The organism is Amycolatopsis sp., from assembly GCF_035276945.1.
Taxonomy (GTDB): Bacteria; Actinomycetota; Actinomycetes; order Mycobacteriales; family Pseudonocardiaceae; genus Amycolatopsis_E.
In genome coordinates, this window is the sequence record NZ_DATELF010000116.1 from 17,301 (window position 1) to 37,628 (window position 20,328).

At 70.4% G+C, this 20,328-nt stretch carries 19 protein-coding genes; 7 read left to right on the forward strand and 12 right to left on the reverse strand.

Translation table 11 applies throughout. From position 1 onward, the window contains the following. The first annotated feature begins 4 nt into the window (after positions 1 to 4). Positions 5 to 1,111, forward strand: a complete 1,107-nt coding sequence (locus tag VJT49_RS21080; protein WP_324166596.1) for a nitronate monooxygenase family protein — start codon at positions 5 to 7, stop codon at positions 1,109 to 1,111. Between the two features lie 995 nt (positions 1,112 to 2,106). On the opposite strand, the gene VJT49_RS21085 is transcribed toward VJT49_RS21080, so the two are convergent. Further along, entirely contained in the window at positions 2,107 to 3,279 is a 1,173-nt protein-coding gene (locus VJT49_RS21085; protein WP_414636049.1) for an APC family permease, read from the reverse strand. Between the two features lie 137 nt (positions 3,280 to 3,416). Here VJT49_RS21085 and VJT49_RS21090 point away from each other — a divergent pair, with 137 nt between their 5' ends. Next, entirely contained in the window at positions 3,417 to 3,893 is a 477-nt protein-coding gene (locus VJT49_RS21090; protein WP_324166598.1) for a hypothetical protein, read from the forward strand. Positions 3,894 to 3,969: 76 nt separating this feature from the next. On the opposite strand, the gene VJT49_RS21095 is transcribed toward VJT49_RS21090, so the two are convergent. The 4 genes from VJT49_RS21095 to VJT49_RS21110 all read right to left on the reverse strand — a co-directional run bounded on the left by VJT49_RS21095 (position 3,970) and on the right by VJT49_RS21110 (position 9,149). Continuing rightward, positions 3,970 to 5,631, reverse strand: a complete 1,662-nt coding sequence (locus tag VJT49_RS21095; RefSeq protein WP_324166599.1) for a fumarate hydratase — start codon at positions 5,629 to 5,631, stop codon at positions 3,970 to 3,972. Positions 5,632 to 5,903: 272 nt separating this feature from the next. Continuing rightward, positions 5,904 to 6,947 (reverse strand): sigma-70 family RNA polymerase sigma factor, encoded by a 1,044-nt coding sequence (locus VJT49_RS21100; RefSeq protein WP_324166600.1) that lies wholly within the window; start codon positions 6,945 to 6,947, stop codon positions 5,904 to 5,906. A 235-nt stretch (positions 6,948 to 7,182) separates the two neighbouring features. Further along, entirely contained in the window at positions 7,183 to 7,608 is a 426-nt protein-coding gene (gene dtd, locus VJT49_RS21105; protein ID WP_324166601.1) for a D-aminoacyl-tRNA deacylase, read from the reverse strand. Next, positions 7,605 to 9,149 (reverse strand): class I SAM-dependent methyltransferase, encoded by a 1,545-nt coding sequence (locus VJT49_RS21110; protein ID WP_324166602.1) that lies wholly within the window; start codon positions 9,147 to 9,149, stop codon positions 7,605 to 7,607. Before VJT49_RS21110 ends, dtd begins: the two co-directional genes overlap by 4 nt. A gap of 45 nt (positions 9,150 to 9,194) precedes the next feature. Between VJT49_RS21110 and VJT49_RS21115 the strand changes: the two genes are divergently transcribed. Together VJT49_RS21115 and VJT49_RS21120 are read left to right on the forward strand one after the other, a co-directional pair. Further along, complete coding sequence (locus tag VJT49_RS21115; protein WP_324166604.1) at positions 9,195 to 10,463, forward strand: amidohydrolase; 1,269 nt, start codon at positions 9,195 to 9,197, stop codon at positions 10,461 to 10,463. Then, positions 10,460 to 11,005 carry a DinB family protein gene (locus VJT49_RS21120; protein ID WP_324166605.1) on the forward strand — a complete coding sequence of 182 codons (546 nt, stop codon included), beginning with the start codon at positions 10,460 to 10,462 and terminating at the stop codon, positions 11,003 to 11,005. Before VJT49_RS21115 ends, VJT49_RS21120 begins: the two co-directional genes overlap by 4 nt. 79 nt (positions 11,006 to 11,084) lie before the next feature. Here VJT49_RS21120 and VJT49_RS21125 read toward each other — a convergent pair whose 3' ends face one another. Next, a complete protein-coding gene (locus VJT49_RS21125) occupies positions 11,085 to 12,020 on the reverse strand; it encodes a nucleoside hydrolase (protein ID WP_324166606.1) in 936 nt (311 codons plus the stop codon). Between the two features lie 116 nt (positions 12,021 to 12,136). On the opposite strand from VJT49_RS21125, the gene VJT49_RS21130 reads away from it, so the two are divergent. Continuing rightward, positions 12,137 to 12,463, forward strand: coding sequence for a DUF3099 domain-containing protein (locus VJT49_RS21130; protein ID WP_324166607.1), 327 nt, complete (start codon positions 12,137 to 12,139; stop codon positions 12,461 to 12,463). Between the two features lie 10 nt (positions 12,464 to 12,473). Here the strand turns inward: VJT49_RS21130 and VJT49_RS21135 are convergent, their stop codons facing one another. The 3 genes from VJT49_RS21135 to VJT49_RS21145 form a co-directional block, all read right to left on the reverse strand. After that, positions 12,474 to 13,340 (reverse strand): sugar kinase, encoded by an 867-nt coding sequence (locus VJT49_RS21135; RefSeq protein ID WP_324166608.1) that lies wholly within the window; start codon positions 13,338 to 13,340, stop codon positions 12,474 to 12,476. Positions 13,341 to 13,560: 220 nt separating this feature from the next. Continuing rightward, the gene (locus VJT49_RS21140; protein ID WP_324166609.1) at positions 13,561 to 14,463 is read right to left on the reverse strand and encodes a pseudouridine-5'-phosphate glycosidase; all 903 of its coding nucleotides are present in this window, start codon (positions 14,461 to 14,463) and stop codon (positions 13,561 to 13,563) included. A 24-nt stretch (positions 14,464 to 14,487) separates the two neighbouring features. Next, on the reverse strand, positions 14,488 to 14,985 hold the full coding sequence (locus VJT49_RS21145) for a pyridoxamine 5'-phosphate oxidase family protein (protein ID WP_324166661.1): 498 nt from the start codon (positions 14,983 to 14,985) through the stop codon (positions 14,488 to 14,490). 32 nt (positions 14,986 to 15,017) lie between these two features. Here VJT49_RS21145 and VJT49_RS21150 point away from each other — a divergent pair, with 32 nt between their 5' ends. Further along, positions 15,018 to 15,269: a DUF3039 domain-containing protein gene (locus VJT49_RS21150; RefSeq protein WP_324166610.1), complete on the forward strand. Its 252-nt coding sequence runs from the start codon at positions 15,018 to 15,020 to the stop codon at positions 15,267 to 15,269. 165 nt (positions 15,270 to 15,434) lie between these two features. Here VJT49_RS21150 and VJT49_RS21155 read toward each other — a convergent pair whose 3' ends face one another. Beyond that, entirely contained in the window at positions 15,435 to 16,502 is a 1,068-nt protein-coding gene (locus VJT49_RS21155; RefSeq protein ID WP_324166611.1) for a YihY/virulence factor BrkB family protein, read from the reverse strand. Between the two features lie 197 nt (positions 16,503 to 16,699). On the opposite strand from VJT49_RS21155, the gene VJT49_RS21160 reads away from it, so the two are divergent. Further along, positions 16,700 to 18,454 (forward strand): DEAD/DEAH box helicase, encoded by a 1,755-nt coding sequence (locus VJT49_RS21160; RefSeq protein ID WP_324166612.1) that lies wholly within the window; start codon positions 16,700 to 16,702, stop codon positions 18,452 to 18,454. Here the strand turns inward: VJT49_RS21160 and VJT49_RS21165 are convergent. Both VJT49_RS21165 and VJT49_RS21170 read right to left on the reverse strand, forming a co-directional pair. After that, the gene (locus VJT49_RS21165; protein WP_324166613.1) at positions 18,435 to 19,766 is read right to left on the reverse strand and encodes a PepSY-associated TM helix domain-containing protein; all 1,332 of its coding nucleotides are present in this window, start codon (positions 19,764 to 19,766) and stop codon (positions 18,435 to 18,437) included. The genes VJT49_RS21160 and VJT49_RS21165 overlap by 20 nt on opposite strands. 188 nt (positions 19,767 to 19,954) lie before the next feature. Beyond that, a complete protein-coding gene (locus tag VJT49_RS21170) occupies positions 19,955 to 20,134 on the reverse strand; it encodes a DUF7455 domain-containing protein (RefSeq protein ID WP_324166614.1) in 180 nt (59 codons plus the stop codon). Between the last annotated feature and the right edge of the window lie 194 nt (positions 20,135 to 20,328).

The window sequence follows — 20,328 nt, forward strand, 5'->3', positions numbered from 1 at the left end:
AGCAATGCGCACGGCACCGTGCCAGACGCTCGGCATCGAGTACCCGATCATCGGGTTCACCCCGTCCGAGCACGTGGCGGCCGCGATCAGCAAGGCCGGCGGGCTGGGCGTGCTGGGCTGCGTGCGGTTCAACGACGCCGGCGAGCTCGACCGTGTGCTCGACTGGATGGACGCCAACACGGGCGGCAAGCCCTACGGCGTGGACATCGTGATGCCTGCCAAGATCCCGACCGAGGGCACCCAGGTCGACCTCGACAAGCTGATCCCGGAGGAGCACAAGGCGTTCGTCGCGCGCGTTCTGCGCGAGCTCGGCGTGCCGGAGCTGCCGGAGGGTGGCGAAAAACGCGCCGGGGTGCTGGGCTGGCTGCACTCGGTCGCGCGTTCGCACGTCGAGGTGGCGCTCAGGCACCCGATCAAGCTGATCGCCAACGCGCTCGGCTCGCCTCCGGTGGACGTGGTCGAGCGGTCCCACGCGCACGGGGTTCCGGTGGCGGCGCTGGCAGGCAAGGCGGAGCACGCGGCGCGGCACGTCGACAACGGCGTGGACTTCGTTGTGGCGCAAGGATATGAGGCCGGCGGGCACACCGGCGAGATCGCGTCGATGGTGCTGCTGCCGGAGATCGTGGACGCGGTGGGTGATCGGGCGCCGGTGCTGGCCGCGGGCGGGATCGGCTCGGGACGGCAGATCGCCGCGGCGCTGGCGCTCGGCGCGGCCGGGGTGTGGATGGGCTCGATGTGGCTGGCCACCGAGGAGTACCTGCGCACGATGCCGGGGTCGAAGGCGATGCAGACGGCCCTGGTGAACTCGACGTCGTCCGACACCGTGCGCACCCGGATCTACACCGGCAAGCCGGCCAGGCTGCTCAGGACCAGGTGGACCGAGGTATGGGCGGCGCCGGACGCGCCGGAACCGCTGCCGATGCCGTTGCAGAACATCCTGGTCACGCCCGCGCACAACCGGCTGGCCGAGGCGAACGACCCGGCGCTGGTGTCCATGCCCGCTGGGCAGATCATCGGCCGGATCAAGCAGGTGCGGCCGGTGGCGGAGATCGTCGCCGAACTCGTCAGCGGCTACGAGGAAACCCTCACTCGCCTCGACAAGACCCGCTGATTTCGGGAAGGCCCACCGTGACCTGCTCGCGGTGGGCCTTGCCTCGAGCCGGGTACTCGTGAGTAACCTCATGCGCGCCGTCCTCGGCGCGCTGGCGCGCGCCGCAGAGGTGTCCCAAGGGGTTGGAGCCGATGACCTTCCACCACACGCTCGCCCGGCTCGAGGCCGAGATCGCGTGGCACGAAAGTCTGCTCGAACAACTGGGAAAAAGTGGCCGATGATTCTGGTGACCGGGGCGACCGGGAACGTGGGCCGCGACGTGGTGGCCCAACTGCTCGAAGCGGGGGAGAAGGTGCGGGCGATCAGCCGCGGACCCGGAACGTGCCGCGCTGCCGGGCGGGGTGGAGGTGGTGCGCGCGGACCTGTCCGCCTCTCTGTCCGATGTGGACAAGGTGTTCCTGTTTCCGGTGCGGACCTCAGCGGATTCCTTGGCCTGGCGAGGAACGCCGGGCTGTGGAAAGTCACGTTGCGGTCTTCGTCGGCGGTGACCTGTGAGAAGCCCAACGAGATCGGGCTGATGCACCTCGCGCACGAGCGTGCCGTGCGGGAGCCCGGTCTGGCGTGGACCTTCGTGCGACCGGGCGCCTTCATGGCCAACGACCTGGCCTGGCCGGGTGTCCGGGCCGGCGTGGTGCGGGCCCCATACGGCGCAGCGGCGGGGGCGCCCATCGACGAGCGGGACATCGCGGCGGTCGCCGTGCGTGCTGGGCGATGGCCACGACGGAAAGGCCCGCGAACTGACCGGACCCGAGTCGCTGACCGTCGCCGACCGGGTGCGGACCATCGGCGAGGTGCTGGGCCGCGAAGTGCGGTTCGACGAACAGGATCCCGCCGAGGCCCGTGCGCAGATGGTGGCCGTGGCGCCGGAAAGCGCCGGAAAGCGCCGGAAAGCATTGTCGACAGCCTGCTCACCATGCTCGCGTCACTCGTCGGCACCACCGCGGAGGTGCTGCCCACGGTCGAGGAAGTCACCGGTCGCGCGCCGCGCACCTACGCTAGCTGGGTCGCCCACCGCGCAGCCGACTTCGGATGAGCCAGGCCAGCGCTCCGACCGCGAGCACGGCACCGCCGGTGATCACCGAGGAGAGCGGCAGGGTGAAGGCGAGCACGACGCACCCGGTCAGCCCGACCGCCGGGACCAGCCGGCCGGTACGCAGCGTCCAGGCGCTGGCGTTGGCGATCGCGTAGTAGGTCAGCACCGCGAAGGAGGAGAAGCCGATCGCGCCGCGCAGGTCGGTGAAGGCGACCAGAACGGCCACCACCACGCCGACGACCAGTTCGGCGTGGTGGGGAACGCCGAACCGTGGGTTCACGGCCGCCAGTTGCTTCGGCAGGTGACCATCGCGGGCCATCGCGAACGTCGTCCTGGACACGCCGAGCACCAGCGCGAGCAGCGAGCCCAGGGCCGCCAGCGCCGCCCCGGCCCGGACCACGGGTGACAGCCACGAAGGCACCGCCAGCGCCAAAGGATCCGGGGCCGCACCCAGCGCGGCGGGCCCCAGCTGGAGTAGCAGCGCGATCGCGACCGCGGCGTAGACGACGAGTGTCAGGGCCAGCGCGATCGGGATGGCCCGGGGGATAGTGCGCTCCGGGTCGCGCACCTCCTCGCCGAGGGTCGCGATCCGGGCATATCCGGCGAAGGCGAAGAAAAGCAGCCCCGCGGCTTGGAGAATGCCGAGCGGACCGGCCCCGGGGAACGGGGAAAGGCGGGCGAGCGCGGGCTCCCCGGCGAAGAAGATCGCCGTCACCGAACCGGCCAGCACCAGCAACGACACCGTGACGATCACCCGGGTCGCCAGCGCCGAGCGCTGGACGCCCCGATAGTTCAGGGCGGTCAGCGCGAGCACCGCCGCGGCGGCGATCGCGGACTGGCCCACGCGGCCGAGCCCAGGCGCGGTGTAGGCGGCGACGGTCAGCGCCATCGCCGCGCAACTCGCCGTCTTGCCGGCCACGAATCCCCACCCGGCGAGGTAACCCCAGAAGTCGCCGAGCCGTTCCCGGCCGTACACGTATGCGCCGCCTGAAGAGGGGTAGCGGGCGGCGAGCCGGGCCGAAGTGGTCGCGTTGCAGTACGCCACCACCGCTGCCAGGGCCAGCCCGACGAGCAGGCCGGATCCGGCGGCGCGGGCCGCGGGCGCGAACGCCGCGAACACCCCCGCCCCGATCATCGAGCCGAGTCCGATCACCACGGCGTCTCCGACGCCCAGCCGTCGTGCTAGCCGTTCAGTCACGCGTTCATTCAACCGGCTGCCGATGCAACCTCCCAGCCGGGCCGTCCCGTCCTTGGGGTATGAGGTGGAAAGGATTGGTCATCGGTCTCGGTCTCGTCGTCGCCGCGGGCACCGCCTGCGGCCAGCGGGCGGACAACGTCAGCCCCGGTGCTCAGCCGGCCCCGGCACCGGCCACGTCATCGAGCCCGTCGGTTTCGCCCCCGCCGGTCCCGGGCCGGCACCAGACCTTCCCGCCCGCCGACGCCAAGCCGGTGGCCGCGACCCAGGCCGACTTCGCCGCGCTGCCCGAGGGATTTCCGCACGAGGTCTGGGTTTCCCCCGACGGGAAAACGCTCTATGCCCGCGCCGAGGAGGGCGGCTGCGGCCGTGCCTCCGCGGAACTGCGCGAGGAGACCCCGCAGCGCGTCGTGGTCGCGCTCGTGGAGGACCAGCGACAGCTCACCGGACGGATGTGCACCATGGACATCCGCTATCCCGTGGTGTCCGTCCCGCTCGTGCAGCCACTGGGTGACCGCGTCGTCGTGCTGCAGTCGGAGAAGCGACCGCTCTGAGGATCCACTATGGACAACAACGGTGGATGCCCGTGTTCCTGGCCGAGGTGATCCGGCGAGCGTCTGAACACGGACATCAACCGCGGAAGCTGATCTGCAGCACCGGTTCGGAGGTGGCGGCGAAGAAGTCGTTGCCCTTGTCGTCGATGACGATGAACGCGGGGAAGTCCTCGACTTCGATCTTCCAGACGGCTTCCATGCCGAGTTCCGGGTACTCGAGTACGTCGACCTTCTTGATGCAGTCCTTCGCGAGCCGCGCGGCGGGACCGCCGATCGAGCCGAGGTAGAACCCGCCATGTGCCCGGCAGGCCTCGGTGACCTTCCTGGACCGGTTTCCCTTGGCCAGCATGACCAGCGAGCCGCCCGCGGCCTGGAACTGCTCGACGTAGGAGTCCATCCGGCCCGCGGTGGTCGGGCCGAACGAGCCGGACGCGTAGCCCTCCGGCGTTTTCGCCGGTCCCGCGTAGTAGACGGGGTGGTCTCGCAGGTACTCCGGCATCCGCTCGCCCGCGTCGAGGCGTTCGGCGATCTTGGCGTGCGCGATGTCACGCGCCACCACCAGCGGCCCGGACAGCGACAGCCGGGTCTTCACCGGCAGGGCGGAAAGCTGCGCCCGGATCTCGGCCATCGGGCGGTTCAGGTCCACCTTGACGACCTCGTCGGACAACTGGTCCTCGGTCACCTCCGGCAGGAACCGGGCCGGGTCGCGCTCCAGCTGCTCGATGAACACGCCGTCCGCGGTGATCTTCGCCTTGGCCTGGCGGTCCGCCGAGCAGGACACCGCGACGCCGACCGGGCAGGACGCGCCGTGCCGGGGCAGCCGGATCACACGCACGTCGTGGCAGAAGTACTTGCCGCCGAACTGGGCGCCGATGCCGAACTGGCGGGTCATCTCGAGCACCTGCTGTTCCAGGTCCACGTCCCGGAACCCGTGTCCCAGCGGTGACCCTTCACGCGGCAGGTTGTCCAGGTACCGCGCCGAAGCGAGCTTGGCGACCTTGAGGTTGTACTCGGCCGACATCCCGCCGACGACGATCGCCAGGTGGTACGGCGGGCAGGCCGCGGTGCCCAGGCTGCGCAGCTTCTCGTCCAGGAACCGGGCGAGCCGTTTGGGACTGAGCACCGCCTTGGTTTCCTGGTACAGGAACGTCTTGTTGGCGCTGCCGCCACCCTTGGCCATGAACAGGAACTCGTAGCCCGGCTCGCCCGCGCCGTCTTTGTGGTACAGCTCGATCTGCGCCGGCAGGTTCGACCCGGTGTTGCGTTCGTCCCAGAACGTCAGCGGCGCCATCTGGGAATAGCGCAGGTTGAGGTCGTGGTAGGCGTCGAAGATGCCGCGAGCAAGCGCCTTCTCGTCGTCGCCGCCGGTGAGCACGCCTTCGCTGCGTTTGCCGATCACGATCGCGGTTCCGGTGTCCTGGCACATCGGCAGCACCCCGCCGGCCGAGATGGCCGCGTTGCGCAGCAGGTCCATCGCGACGAACCGGTCGTTGCCGCTGGCATCGGGGTCGTCGACGATCGCGCGCAGCTGGGCCAGATGCGAGGAGCGCAGCAGGTGCTGGATGTCGGTGATCGCCGTGCGCGCGAGCGTGGTCAGCGCTTCCGGCGCGATTTCGAGGAACTTGCGGCCCGCGGCCTCCACCACGCGCACACCGTCCGGCGTCACCAGCCGGTATTCGGTGTCGTGGTCCGGGGCCAGCGGCAGCACGTCGGTGTACTCGAACGGGGTGGTGGTCACGACGCTCCCTTGCACGCGAGTTCTCTCGGGTGGGAAGACGTTACCGCCGGCGCCCTGCCCTCCACCGCATGGATGTGAGCAATACCCCCGGAAAGTCGGAAGGCCGGGCCCACCCCGACGGACCCGACCTTCCGGGGAAAGCGGCTGGGCGCACGGGTCACCCACCGCGAGGTCAACGCACCCCGAAGACGTTGTACGTCCTGAGCCCGTTGCATCGAAGGTGGCGTGACCTATCTCATATGTCAATGCCGCCGAACGGGTGTTGCGTCTGTTCAGCTTGCGTAAGCACGAAGACGCTCGGCGCGCTCGCCCTGACGTAGCTTCGACATGACCTCCCGCTCGATCTGCCGCACCCGCTCCCGCGAGAGCCCGAAGTGCTTGCCGATCTGGTCCAGCGTGCGCGGCTGCCCGTCGTCGAGCCCGTACCGCAGGCGGATCACCTGCTGCTCCCGCTCGTCGAGGGTGGCCAGCACGCGCCGCAGGTCGTCCTGCAGCAGGCCGGAAATCACGGCGCTTTCGGCGTCGGTGGCTTCGGCGTCCTCGATGAAGTCGCCCAGCGGGGCGTCCTCCTCGGTGCCGACCGGCATGTCCAGGCTCACCGGGTCACGCGCGTGGTCGAGCAGGTCGGCCACCTTGTCGGCCGGAATGCCCGACTCCGCGGCGAGTTCCTCGTTGGTCGCCTCGCGGCCGAGTTGCTGGTGCAGGTCGCGCTTGATCCTGGCGAGCTTGTTCACCTGCTCCACCAGGTGCACCGGCAGCCGGATGGTGCGGCCCTGGTCGGCCATCCCCCGGGTGATGGCCTGGCGGATCCACCAGGTGGCGTAGGTGGAGAACTTGAACCCCTTGGAGTAGTCGAACTTCTCCACCGCCCGGATCAGGCCCAGGTTGCCCTCCTGGATCAGGTCGAGCAGCGGCATGCCACGGCCGGTGTAGCGCTTCGCGAGCGACACGACCAGCCGCAGGTTGGCCTCCAGCAGGTGATTCTTGGCGTGGTGGCCGTCACGGACCAGAGCCTTCAGCTCGGTCCGGCGCTGCACGCTCAGGTTCGGCGTGGTGTCCAGCATGTGCTGGGCGAACACGCCCGCTTCGATGCGCTTGGCCAGCTCCACCTCGTCGGCCGCGGACAGCAGTGCCGTCTTGCCGATCCCGTTGAGGTACACGCGAACGAGGTCCGCGGCGGGGCCCTGGGCGTCGAGATCCCCGTCGGCACTCTGCTGAGCGGGTACTCTGGTGTCAAGGGCCGCATCGGCCGCGGGCTCGGGGATCTGGCGCTCGCGGATCCCGCGAGTCTTGCGCTCGAGGGTCTGTACTGACATGTTCTGCCTCCCCGGTCACGGGCTGACGCATTGGTGCGTCACACCGGTTGTGCGTCGCGTAGCGGACCTGTGGAACCCGCTGTGCGAGACCAGCTTGCTGGCTGGACACTGGGGTCAACGTCGCGCGGGCGCGAAACGTTCCCGTGTTCTCGAAAAGAGAACACCCCTTGCTTTTTCCGGCCGGTGTTCCACCAAGCCTGAGGTTTACCTGAGAGATAGTGGTATAGACATTTAACTAAACATCGATCAGCACGGTGAACGGCCCGTCGTTCACGCTCCGTACCGCCATCATTGCGCCAAAGGTGCCGGTGCTCACCCGGGCGCCACGGTGCCGTAGTTCTTCGACTACGCGGTCGAACAATTCGGCCGCGTGTTCGGGGCGGGCGGCGGCTGTCCACGATGGACGCCGACCCTTGCGCGTGTCGCCATACAACGTGAACTGGCTCACCAGAAGGAGCGGTGCGTTCGCCGTGGCGCAGGACTGTTCGTCCCGCAGCACGCGCAGTTCATGCAGCTTGCGGGCCATCGCGGCCGCTTTGTCCGGCTCGTCCCCGGTGTGAATTCCCAGTAAAACCAACAGGCCTGGCTCGTCGATCGCCCCGACGACCTTTCCGTCCACCGTGACGTCGGCCTCGGTGACCCTTGCCACGACAGCCCTCATACGGGGCTTACCATTCCGTGCCGCACGAGTTCCCGCATCACCGGCAGGGCCGCGTCCGTGAGCTCCGCCACCGGGCGGCCGTGCGCGAAGGCCAGCAGTTCCAGCAGGTCGGACAGTGGAAGGGTGCCCCGGCAGCCCGCCAGCAGCGCGGCGGCCAGCTCGTCGACCTCGTGTTGCCAGCCAGGGCCGTTCGTGCGGTGCAGCCGCCGCACCGAGGCCTCCCATCCCTCGTCACCGAGTGTTTCGACTCGTTCGAGGACGACCGTCGACGGCACCTCGAACGTCGTGTCCAGCAGCTCACCGGAGTGCGCGCGCAGCCACGCGACCCGGTCCAGCCAGGCGCCTGCCTCCGGACCAAGGGGATCGTCGTAGGACTGCCGCAGGTCTTCGCAGACCACCGTGGGATTCGCGACTTCGGCGCGACGCAAGGTGACGAAACCGAATCCGACGCCCCGCACCTTCTCGTCGGCGAACCAGTCGAGCCAGGCCGCGGCCTTCCCGCGGCCGCGCGGCGACCGCGGGTCGATTCCGGCGTCCCGCAGCCAGGTCCCCACGTACAGGCCGGGATCGGCGACGTCACGCTGCACGAACCAGGCGTCGGTGCCCGCCGGCAGCCATCGCCGCACCCGATCGGCCCAATCCTCGCCCTCCACATGCAGCCACGAAGCGAGCAGTTGGCCCACTCCGCCTTCGGTGAGGAACGCGGGCATTTGCCGCACGACGAGCGCACTGGCGTCGTCACCCGCCAAACCCGAGTCGCGGTAGGTGTAGTCGACGCGCGGCGGCCCGACGACGAACGGCGGGTTGCACACGATCTGGTCGAACCGGCGGCGGGCCACCGGCGCGAACCATTCGCCCCGTGCCAGTTCCACGTCGAGTCCGTTGAGCCGGAACGTCGCGTCGGCGAGTGCCAGCGCCCGCGCGGAGACGTCGGTCGCGGTGACCCGGCCGGCGTGCCGTGCCGCGTGCAGCGCCTGCACTCCGTTGCCGGTGCCGAGGTCGAGCAGGGTGCTCACCGGACGCCGGACGGTGGCGCGGATGAGGCTCAGGGACGCGTGCCCGACCCCGAGCACGTGCTCCGGCGGCACTTCCGCACCCAGCAGGTCCGAATCGAGGTCGGAGAGCACCCACCAGGAGCCTTCCTCGTCACCGTGCGGACGCAGATCCAGCCCGGCCCGCAGCCCGTCACTACTCTGCCTTCCGGGGGCGTGACCCCCGGACGCCGCCTGGGGGCAAGCCCCCGGACCCCTTCGCAGGAGCCCCGTCTCGATCGCGTCGTCGAGGGACAGGGGCGCGATCGCCGAACGCACCTTCTCCCGTGGTTCGGCGCCGCCGAGCAGGAACAGGCGGATCAGCACGCCCAGGTCACCGGCGTCGCGGCTGGCGCGGTCGGCCAGTTCCGGCTCGCCACGGCCGAGCGCGGCGTGCGCCGCCGGGCCCAGCACGGCCAGCACACCGTCCGCGTCGTAGCCGGTGCGGCGCAGCGCTTCGCGCAGCCGGGCACACACCTCGTCGGAGAACTTGGGAAGGTCGCCACTCACGATGCGTAATCTTCCCATAGATGGCGGGCGCTTAGTCTGGCGTCCATGACCGCCCGGGACGTTCTCGCCCGGCTCGATGGGCTGCTGCCCGAGCTGGAGAAGCTTTACCTCGACCTGCACCGCCATCCGGAACTGTCGTTCGCCGAGCACCGGACCGCGGCCGAACTGGCCCGCCGCCTGACCGGTTACGAGGTGCACACCGGCATCGGCGGCACGGGCGTGCTCGGCGTGCTCCGGAACGGCCCGGGCCCGACCGTGCTGCTGCGCGCCGACATCGACGCCCTACCGGTGGAAGAGAAGACCGGCCTGGACTACGCGAGCACGGTCAGGGCGACCGACGCCGACGGCAACGAGGTGCCGGTCATGCACGCCTGCGGGCACGACATGCACGCGACCTGGCTCAGCGGCGCGGCCACCCTGCTGGCCGAGGCACGGCACGCCTGGCAGGGCACCCTGCTCGTCGTCTTCCAGCCCGGGGAGGAGGCGGGCGACGGTGCCGAGGCGATGATCCACGACGGCCTGTTCGACGTGGCGGGCGGACCGGACGTCGTGCTCGGCCAGCACGTGGTGCCCGGGGGCGCGGGCTGGGTGCTCACCCGGCCCGGGGTGATCATGGCGGCCACCGACGCGTTGCGCGTCGTCCTGCGCGGCCGGGGCGGGCACGGTGCCCGGCCGGAGTGCACGGTCGATCCGGTGGTGCTGGCGGCCTCCGTCGTGCTGCGCCTGCAGACGATTGTCTCCCGCGAGATTTCGGCGACCGAGTCGGCGGTGGTGACGGTCGGGTCGCTGCACGCGGGCACCGCGCACAACGTGATTCCCGAGGAGGCCGTGCTGGAGGTCAACGTGCGCGCCTTCGACGAGGCGGTGCGGCAGAAGGTGCTGGCCGCGGTCGAACGGATCGTGCACGGCGAGGCGGCCACGGCCGGCGCCCCCGAGCCGCCGGAGATCACGCGGGTCACCGGCTTCGGCGTGACGGTCAACGACGAACCCGCCAACACCAGGCTGACCGGGTCCTTCCGGGAGTTCTTCGGACCGGAGCGGGTGCTCGAAGCCCCGCTCATCACCGGCAGCGAGGACTTCGGCGAGTTCGGCGGCGCGTCCGGGGCGCCCTCGGTGTTCTGGCTCGTCGGCGGCGCGGACGCCGAGGCCGTGCTCGAAGCGATCGCCGCGTCCCGCTTCGAGCAGGACATCCCGTCGAATCACTCACCCCGGTTCGCGCCCGTGCTGCACCCGACCCTGCGCACCGGCGTGGAAACCCTCGTCGTCGGCGCGCTCGAATTCTTGTCGGTGCCCGGTGAGACCCTCACCGCATGAACCAGATTCCCGCCGGAAACCACGCCCAGCTCTGGGCCGAGGACAACCGCCCGCCGCTGCCGAAGACAGGTAGCGAGCGCGAGATCCTCACCGCCTTCCTGGACTGGCATCGGCAGACGTTCGAGCTCAAGTGTTCGGGAGCGCCCGTGCGGGCGTTGTCCGAGAAGAGGATCCCGCCCTCCGGGCTCAGCCTGCACGGCCTCGTCCGCCACCTCGCGGGAACGGAACGCTGGTGGTTCCGGATGCAGTTCGCCGGTGAGGACGTGCCGCACCTGTACTACTCGGACGACGATCCGGATCAGGACTTCGACGACCTGGACGGCGATGTGGAAGCGGCGTTCGAGGTGTGGCGGGCCGAATGCGAGCGCTCCCGGGAGATCGTCGCGGCGGCACCCTCTCTGGCGGCGACCGGCACGCACTTCGCCTCGGGTGAGCCGATCTCGCTGCGCCGGATCCTGGTCCACATGACCGTCGAGTACGCCCGCCACAACGGCCACGCGGACCTGCTCCGGGAGCGGATCGACGGTGCGACGGGTTATTGAGACCCCGCCGCGAACTCGACCGCCGTGCTGACCAGGCGCGCGATCCGGGGACCGCGGGAACCGGCCTGGCCGTTTCGAGCTACCGGGAGCTCAACCGGGAGACGGCGGCGATGACGCGGTCCCAGAAGCCCGGGACGTCGAGCGTCGTGGCGACCCGCGCGTTGGCCGGGCGGCCGAGGTAGGAGTGCAGGTCGACCACGGTGGCGCCGCGCGTGTGCTCGCCACGCAGTTCGATCTCGACATACGCCTCGACGCACCACACCAGATCCGGGTCGATCACCCGGGCCACCGCGACCGGATCGTGCAGCGGAGGCGCCGGAAAACCCCAGATCCGCCGGTAGGTCGCGCCGAAGAAGGTCATCAGCTCGGCGCACACCCGCCCGAGTTCGGACAAACCGGTGAACCGTGCCACCACCTCCGGGGTGACCAGGGCCTGGTGCGTCACGTTGAGCCCACAGAAGGTGACCGGCACTCCGCCGCCCAGCACGGCGGCAGCCGCTTCGGGGTCGGTGAGGATGTTGAACTCCGCGTACGGCCTGACATTGCCGCGCCCGGTCGAACCGCCCATGAGCACGATCTCGCGGATGCGTGCGGCGTCCCCGGGGTAGCGGCCGAGCAGTGTCGCGATGTTCGTGAGCGGACCGGTGGGCACCAGCGTCACCGGTTCGGGATGTGTGGCCAGGACGCGGTGGATCAGTTCCACGGCGTGCTCGCCCACCACCTCCACGGTGGGCGGGCCGAATGCCGGACCGTCCAAACCGGACTCGCCGTGCACGTCGGCGGCGACGCGGAGCGGGCCGCTGAGCGGCCCGGCGCAGCCGGCGGCGATGGGCACCCCGGTGATTCCCGCGACCGTGCACACGCGCCGGGCGTTGAGCGTGGTCTTGTCCAGGGTCTGGTTGCCGGCGACCGTGGTGATCGCGAGCAGGTCTACGGCCGGGTCGGCCGCGGCCAGGAGGATCGCGATGGCATCGTCGTGGCCGGGGTCGCAGTCGAGGATGACGGGGGTGCCCATGCCGACGAGCCAACCAGAGTCCGGTCCCGCCCTGGGGTGTCGCGTGGGCGACGGGAGTGGGAGCATGGAGAAGGGGCCCGGGGCTCGCACCCCGGACAGCGTGGAGGTGGTCGACAGTGAACAGGTCCCCCCGGAGTTCCGGGGACGACGCCGAACCGGTGCTCATCACCGAGGCCGCCCCCTCCTACGAAGAAGAGCACGCCGCCCGCAAACGCAAGTACATGATCATGATGGGGCTGCGGTTTCCCTGCCTGATCCTGGCGGGCGTCTTCTACCACACCTGGTGGCTGGCGCTGCTGTTCGTCGTGCTGTCGGTCCCGCTGCCGTGGATCGCGGTGCTCATCGCCAACGATCGGCCGCCGCGCAAGGCCGAGCGGGTCAACCGCTACCAGCGGGAGGCGAAGGCCATCGAAAGCCGCGGCCATCCCGTGATCGACGGCTGAGGCACGCCGGTCAGGGCTGGGCGCCGACGCGGCCGATCGCCCTGGTGGCAAGCCGCACGCCCGCGCGCAGAGCGTCCATTGTGGACTTCCCGTGCAGCCAGGCGGACAGCAGGCCCGCGTCGAAGGCGTCGCCGGCACCGGTGGCGTCCACGCATTCGGCCGGCTCGGCGGGCACGCTGGTGACCCCGCGTGCGTCCACCCAGCTGGCCCCGTCGGTGCCGGCGGTGACCGCGACCGCCCCGACCACATCGAGCAACTCGCTCGCCGAGTCCGGGCAGGGTGAGCCGGTCAGCGCCGCGAGTTCCGGGGCGTTGGGCAGCAGCAGGTCGACGTCGCGGACGTCTTCGAGGAAGGCCTTCCGGTCGGCGATCAGCGCGGCGGACTGGGGATCGACCGAGGTGGTCAGCCCCGCCTTCCGCGCCGCCTCGAGGGCGGCCAGCCCGGCCGGCCGCGAGGACTCGTAGAGCAGCACATAACCGGACAGGTGCAGGTGCGTCGCGCCGGCCAGCACGGCCGGATCGATGTCACCGGCGGCGAACCGCGCGTTCGCGCCCCGGTCGGCCAGCATGGTGCGCTGCCCGTCGGCGTCGACCAGCACGACCACGCAGAACGTCGCCGCCCGGTCGTCGACCGCGAACACGCAGTCGACGCCGGCCGCCTCCAGTTCGGCGCGCACCAGCCGCCCGCCCGCGTCGTCGCCCACCCTCGTGACCAGGGTGGGTTCGACACCGCACGAAGCCAGCCACAGCGCCGTGTTCGCCCCAGCGCCGCCGCCGGTCAGCCGCACCCGGGCCCGGGTGTCGTCACCGTGCGCGATTTCGTCCTGGTGCCACGCGACGACGTCCAAGCCGGCATCGCCGACCACGACCACCCTCATGCCTTCTCCTCCGCGACTTTGCGCGCGACGGTGTCCTGTGGGGGCTCAGCCCCCACGCCCCGACCGGGCGCAAGCCCCCAGACCCCCTTGATCGTGTCGACAGGGCGCTCCTTACGAGTCGCCTCCCCGGTCGGGGCGCCCTGCCACCCCGATAGCGGGCCTGTCGGCGAAACGCGCGCTCTCGGGTCGGCCCGGGTGCCGCGGCTTGACACAGGGCCGCTCATGCCAGCGCCACCGCCACCTCGGCGGCGAGCCGCGCGTTGGACAGCACGAGCGCTTCGTTGGCGTCGAGGCTCGCTCCACCGCTGGCGGTGTGGAAGTGCTCCAGCAGCACCGGCGTCACGTCCTTGCCGTGCACGTCCTTGTCTTGTAACAGTTCCAGGCCCTCGGCGAGCAGAAGGTCGTGTGCCGTTTTGTCCATTTCGGACTCGAGTGGGATCGGGTTGGCCAGCAGGACCCCGGATCCGCTGCAGGCGCGATGCGCGGTGATCACCGCGGCCGCCTCCGACGCGTTGTCCACGCGCCACGGCACCGGGAATCCGGACGACCGCAGGTAGAAGGCGGGGAACTGATCGGTGCGGTAACCCAGGACCGGAACCGAGTTGGTCTCCAGCACCTCCAGCGTCGACGCGATGTCCAGCACCGACTTCACCCCCGAGCACACCACCGTCATCGGGATCCTCGCCAGGACGCCGAGATCGGCGGACACGTCCCACGATGTGCTCGTCGGCAGGTGCACGCCGCCGAGCCCACCGGTGGCGAACACGTCGATTCCGGCCGCGTGCGCCAGCGCGGAGGTGCCGGCCACCGTGGTCGCGCCCGAACGCCCCAGCCCGATGGCCGGACCGAGATCGCGCAGCGAGAGTTTCGCCAGGTCCGCGTCGGGGGCGCAGACCCGCTCCAGTTCGGCGGGGGAAAGGCCGGCGATCGGCGTGCCGTCGAGGATCGCGATGGTGGCGGGCACGGCCCCCGCCTCGCGGACCGCCCGCTCCAGCCGTCGCGCGACCTCGAGGTTGCGCCCGGGCGGCAGACCATGCGACAGCAGCGTGCTTTCGAGCGCGACGAGCGGCCGGCCGTCACGGACGGCGTCGGCGACCTCTTCGCCCAGAGAAATCCGAGTCACGAGGGTTCATCCTCATCGAAGTGTTCAGCGGAACTCCCAGCGGGTGGGAGAGCCGGGGAAGTCTCCTTCGACGAGCCCGAACGCCCACGTCGGCCGGATCCTCACCGTCGCGTTCCGTGCCGGGTCGAGGAACTCCAGGCCGTAGCCGGTCCGGTACTTCTCGTTCATGGCGGCCAGGAACGCCCGCAGCGACACGGAGTCCTTCATCACCCGTGCGGTTCCCTCGACCACGACCGGGTTCAGCGGATCGTCGGTGGCGATCGAGACACCGGAACCCGCGCGGATGTTGCGGATCTTGCGGGCGTTGAACGCGGAGGAGAACCAGATGGCGTCGTCACGCCAGACCGCCCACACCGGCGTCAGGTGCGGGCGGCCGTCCGGCCACACGGTGGACAGCCAGTAGTCGTGGGAGTCACGCAGCCGCTTCAGCGCCCAGGACCAGGGGAGCAGGCCGGAACCCTGGCCGGCGGGCAGCGTTCCGTACCCCGGCATGTACGGACGGCTCGCACGCGGTTCCAGCATCGTGCTCACTTCCTCGTCCGTATCATGGTGACATGAGCACAGCGACTTTGCCGGAGGTCGACACCCGTCCGGAGAGCACCGACAGCACCGACAGTGACGAACCCAAAGTCTTCCACTACGTGCGCAAGGACAAGATCGCCGAAAGCGCGGTCACGGGCACGCACGTGGTGGCGCTGTGCGGCGAGGTCTTTCCGGTCACCCGCTCGCCCAAGCCCGGCTCCCCGGTCTGCCCGGCCTGCAAGAAGATCTACGAGGGTCTCAAGCCCGGCCGGAGCGGCGACTGACGCCCCCCACGCGAGTCCAGCTTTCGCGTCGCGCGAGTCGGGCTTTCGCGTCGCGCGAGTCGGGCTTTCGCGTCGCGCGAGTCGGGCTTTCGCGTCGCGCGAGTCGGGCTTTGGTGACGGGCGAGTCGGGCTTTGGTGACGGGCGAGTCCTGGTGGGTGCCGGGGTCAGGAGGGGCGGTCGGCGGGCTGGGCCTGCTCGGACTCGGGCTTCTCGGGTTCCTGCCTGCGAGGCCTCCGCCACGGGGCACTGGTCCGTCCCCGCAGGTTGCGATCGCGCTCGGAGACCGTCCGCCCGCCGGTGCGTTCCATCTCCAGCCGGCGCCACTTCCGGCGCTGGCGCCAGGTCATCTTGGCCGGCCACAGCTCCTGGATGGCGCTGTTGAAGTAGGCGCCACCGACCACAGCCAGCCCGATGAAGAACGTGAACAGCAGCCACGCGATCGGCGTGGCCAGTGCGCCGTAGGTGTAGCCGGTGCTGGTGATCCAGGTGAGGTAGATCCGCAGGCCGACACTGGACAGCAGGAAGATCACCATCGCCAGCACGGCGCCGGGCAGACCGCGGTGCCAGGGCAGGCGGCGCGGCAGGGCGAGCTTGTACAGCGTGGCCAGCGCGAGCACCAGCATGATCCCCAGCACCGGGTAGTACAGCCTGTTGATCCAGGTCGTCACCGTCGGCTGCCAGGAGTCGGGAAAGAAGTCGGCCAGCAGGTCCGGCCCGACCGCGGTCACCGGCAGCCCGATCACCAGCAGGATCAGCCCCGCCAGGTACAGCAGCAGGGCGAAGATCCGTTGCCAGACCTCGTGCCGCACCCCGTACTGGTCGTGTGCCACGGTGATCGCGTCCACGAACGAGGACATCGCCGAGGAACCGGCCCACAGCGAGATCAGGAAACCCACCGAGACGATTTCGCCCTTGCCCTTGGTGAGGATGTCGTTCACGGTCGGCTCGATGATCTGGCTGACCACGTTGGGGGTGAACACCCGGTGGCAGGCGGCGAGGATCTTGTCGTGCACCGTGGCGACGAAGGCGGGGCCGAACCAGTCGCTCATGAAACCGAGGCTGCCCAGCAGTCCCAGGAGCAGCGGCGGCAGCGACAGCGTCTGCCAGAACGCCGCCTCGGCCGACTCGGAGAAGATGTTGCCGCCCCACGCCTTGGCCAGCGTGCGCGAGATCAGCTGACGCGGCCCCTTCCGGGTCGCGCGCGGCTGCCTTTTCTCGCCTGTGTCACCCATCGCACTACCAGGATCCTGCATTCGGGGTGATTTGGCCCGCCCCCGCTGTGGCGTGTTCGGCTCCATCCCTGTCGGTGGAGACAGGTAGTCTCGTGCGGGCGCCCTCACCGCAGCCCGCCGGCATCGTCGCCATGGCCGGGTTGGCTGGGGGCCTTCGCATGTCGCGTTCCTGATCGGCGAGAGGAGGGGGACCATCCTTGTCGGACACGGCCCAGCGTAATCGGACGGTAGGGGCTCCGGAGCCGCAGCATGACGCCACGGCCCGCCCGCTGCGGGCGTGGCAGCGCCGCGCCCTGACGAAGTACCTGACCACCAAGCCGCGGGACTTCCTCGCGGTGGCGACCCCCGGCGCGGGCAAGACGGTTTTCGGGCTGCGGATCGCGGCCGAGTTGCTGTCCGACCGCACGGTCGAGTCGGTCACCATCGTCACCCCGACCGAGCACCTCAAGCACCAGTGGGCGGCGTCGGCGGCGATGTCGGGCATCGCCATCGACTCGAACTACCGCAACGGCCAGGGCGCGACCTCGTCGGACTACCAGGGTGTCGCGCTCACCTACGCCCAGGTCGCCGCCCACCCCACGCTGCACCGGGTGCGCACGGAGAACCGCAAGACCCTGGTCATCCTGGACGAGATCCACCACGGCGGGGACGCCAAGTCCTGGGGCGATGCGGTCCGGGAGGCGTTCACACCCGCCGTGCGCCGCCTGGCCCTGACCGGTACCCCGTTCCGCAGCGACGACTCGCCGATCCCGTTCATCACCTACGAACCCGACGGTGACGGCGCCCTGCGCAGCAAGCCCGACCACGCCTACGGCTACGCCGCCGCGCTCGCCGACGGCGTCGTACGGCCGGTGGTGTTCCTGGCGTACTCCGGTGAGGCGTCCTGGCGGACCAGCGCCGGGGAGGAGTTCACCGCGCGGCTGGGCGAGCCGTTGACCGCCGAGCAGACCGCCCGCGCCTGGCGGACCGCCCTGGACCCCGGCGGCGAGTGGATCCCCGCCGTGTTGCAGGCCGCCGACACCCGTCTGGCGCAGGTGCGGGCCGGCGGCATGCCGGACGCCGGCGGCCTGGTGATCGCCACCGACCAGGAGTCCGCCCGCGCCTACGCCAAGCTCCTGCACGGGATCACCGGCGAAGCGCCCACGGTGGTGCTCTCCGACGACCCGAAGGCGACCAAGCGGATCGGGGAGTTCTCCGAGTCCACCGACCGCTGGCTGGTCGCCGTCCGGATGGTCTCCGAAGGCGTCGACGTGCCGAGGCTGGCTGTCGGCGTCTACGCCACCAGCGCCTCCACCCCGCTGTTCTTCGCCCAGGCGATCGGCCGGTTCGTGCGGGCGCGGCGCAAGGGCGAGACGGCGAGCGTGTTCCTGCCCAGCGTGCCGGTGCTGTTGGAACTGGCCAGCGAGCTGGAGGCCGAGCGAGACCACGTGCTGGGCAAGCCACACCGCGAGAAGGAGGGCTGGGACGACGAACTCCTGGCCCAGGCCAACCGCACCGAGGACGAGCCGGGCGAGGAGGAGAAGGCGTTCACTTCACTGGGCGCCTCCGCCGAGCTGGACCAGGTCATCTACGACGGCAACTCCTTCGGCACGGCGGTGTTCTCGGGCAGCGAGGAGGAGCAGGAGTACCTCGGCCTGCCCGGCCTGCTCGAACCCGACCAGGTCCGTGCGCTGCTGCGCAAGCGCCAGGAGGAACAGCTCGCCGACACCAAGCGCCGCAAACCGCAGAAGGAGCCCGAGCCGGCGCCCGCACCCAAACCGCAGTCGGTTCAGGAGCGGATCGCCGCGCTGCGCAAGGAACTCAACGCCCTGGTCGGGATGTACCACCACCGCACGAACAAGCCACACGGTGCGATTCACGGCGAACTGCGCCGGGTCTGCGGGGGCCCGCCCACCGCGATGGCCACCGTCGAACAGCTCGAGGAGCGGATCGTCACGCTGCGCTCGTGGTGAGGCGAGCGCGAGCGGCCTGCGCGAGGTCCAGCAGCAGGAAGGCGAGCAGCGACACGCCGAACACGGGCAGGAACCAGCCGACGGCGAGGGCGCAGACGGCCAGCGGGAGCATCCGGGCGGGCAGTTTGCGCAGGCTGCCGCGGGGGTAGGGGCGGCCGAAACCGCGGGTGGGGCGTCGCAGCCACCACATCCGGTAGCCCCAGCAGATGATCGTGACGAGCCCGAGGCACACGGCGGCGAGGAGGATCTGGTTGGGCAGGCCGAACAGCAGGCCCATGTGCGCGTCGATGCCCCAGCGGGCGAGCTTGGCCATCAGCGGGTAGTCGGCGAACCGCAGGACCTCGGTGACGTGCCCGGTGGACGGGTCGATGGCCGCCGAGTCCTGCTTGGACGGCCAGCTCCGGCCGGTCTGCTTGACCACGTACGCCTTCCCGGCCTTGGCCGGGACGGTGAGCTCGACCGGGTCGCTCAGCCCCACGGCCCGGGCCGCCGCGAGCGCCGCGTCCGGGCTGATCGTCACGGCCGCGGCTCCTGCGCCGACATGGCCGCCGTCGTGGTGCTCGGCGGTACCGGACACAGCCGGGGTCTCCCAGCTCAGTGCGGACCGCAGGTCGGTGATGTTCTCGCCGGCGAACTGTGACCAGGTCAGGCCGGTCGCGGACAGGAACAGCAGCACCACGGCGACCACGGTCCCGGTCGTGGCATGCCGTGACCTGACCCGGGCGCGGGTGGTGGTTCCCCGGCGCCGCCCGGTCCACCACAGCACGAGCCCGCCGAGCACCACCACCCAGAGCCAACTCGCTGCCAGTTCGCTGTAGAGCCGGCCGAAGTCGCCGAGGTCGAGATTGCGATGCAGCTGGTCCAGCCAGGCCCGCAGGGGCAGCGCCTGGCTCGACCCGTAGGTGTCGAGGATGCCGCGGATCTCGTTGTCGTGCGGGTTGACGAACACCGTTCGCGAGTAGCTTTCGCCCAAACCGGGGACGCTGAACAGCACCTGCGTGGTGTCCGTCGCCGAAGGGGCGGGCCGGATCTTGACCAGCGTGCCGCCGGGCAGCGCGGCCTGGGCCGCGGCGACCTGCGTGGACAGCGGCTGCGCCGCGGTGGCCGCGGGCACGTGCAGTTCGTGGTCGTAGATCGCGTCTTCCAGCTGCGGCGTGAAGACGTAGAGCAGCCCGGTCAGTGCCGCGACGAGCAGGAACGGCCCGACGAGGACACCGGCGTAGAAGTGCAGCCGGAGGAGCAGCGGTCGGAGGGAAGCGCTTGCGGGGCGCTGGGTGGGGGGCGCGGGCGCGACGGGGTCGTCGGTCGTCATGCCCTACTGGTCGGCTTTTTGTCCGGTTCGGTTCCCGCGCGGATTGATGTGACGGTGAGCACCGCTGGGGGCCCGGGGCTTGTCCCTGGGCGGGACGTGGGGGGCGCCCCCACAAGACACGCGGAACAAGGAAAGGCGAGCGCTCTCCGCGAGCGCTCGCCTCCCATCTTGTGTGAAGCCTGGAACTCCTAGCTCTGGATCTCTGCCGCCAACTCGCGGAGCTTGGTCTCGTGCTCGCGGGCGTGGTGACCGCAGAACAGCAACTCGCCCCCGGTGGGGAGAATCGCGCGAACCTTGGCTGCGGCGCCGCACCGGTCGCAACGGTCGGCAGCGGTCAGTTCGGGGCGGGTGAGCGTCGTCGATGTCATATGGAGTCTCCCTCCGTCCCGGCATCGGTGTCCCGATGCCATCGATCCAGCCGCGACCACCGCGGTGCTCGCTGGCCTCCACTCTTGCAGACGCTGAGCCAGCCGCAAGTGTTCCCGCACGAGTGGGACTCGTGTCACCCCGATTTACCCCGGATGTCGTAGATCTAATCCCGGAATGCAGGACGGGGAAACCT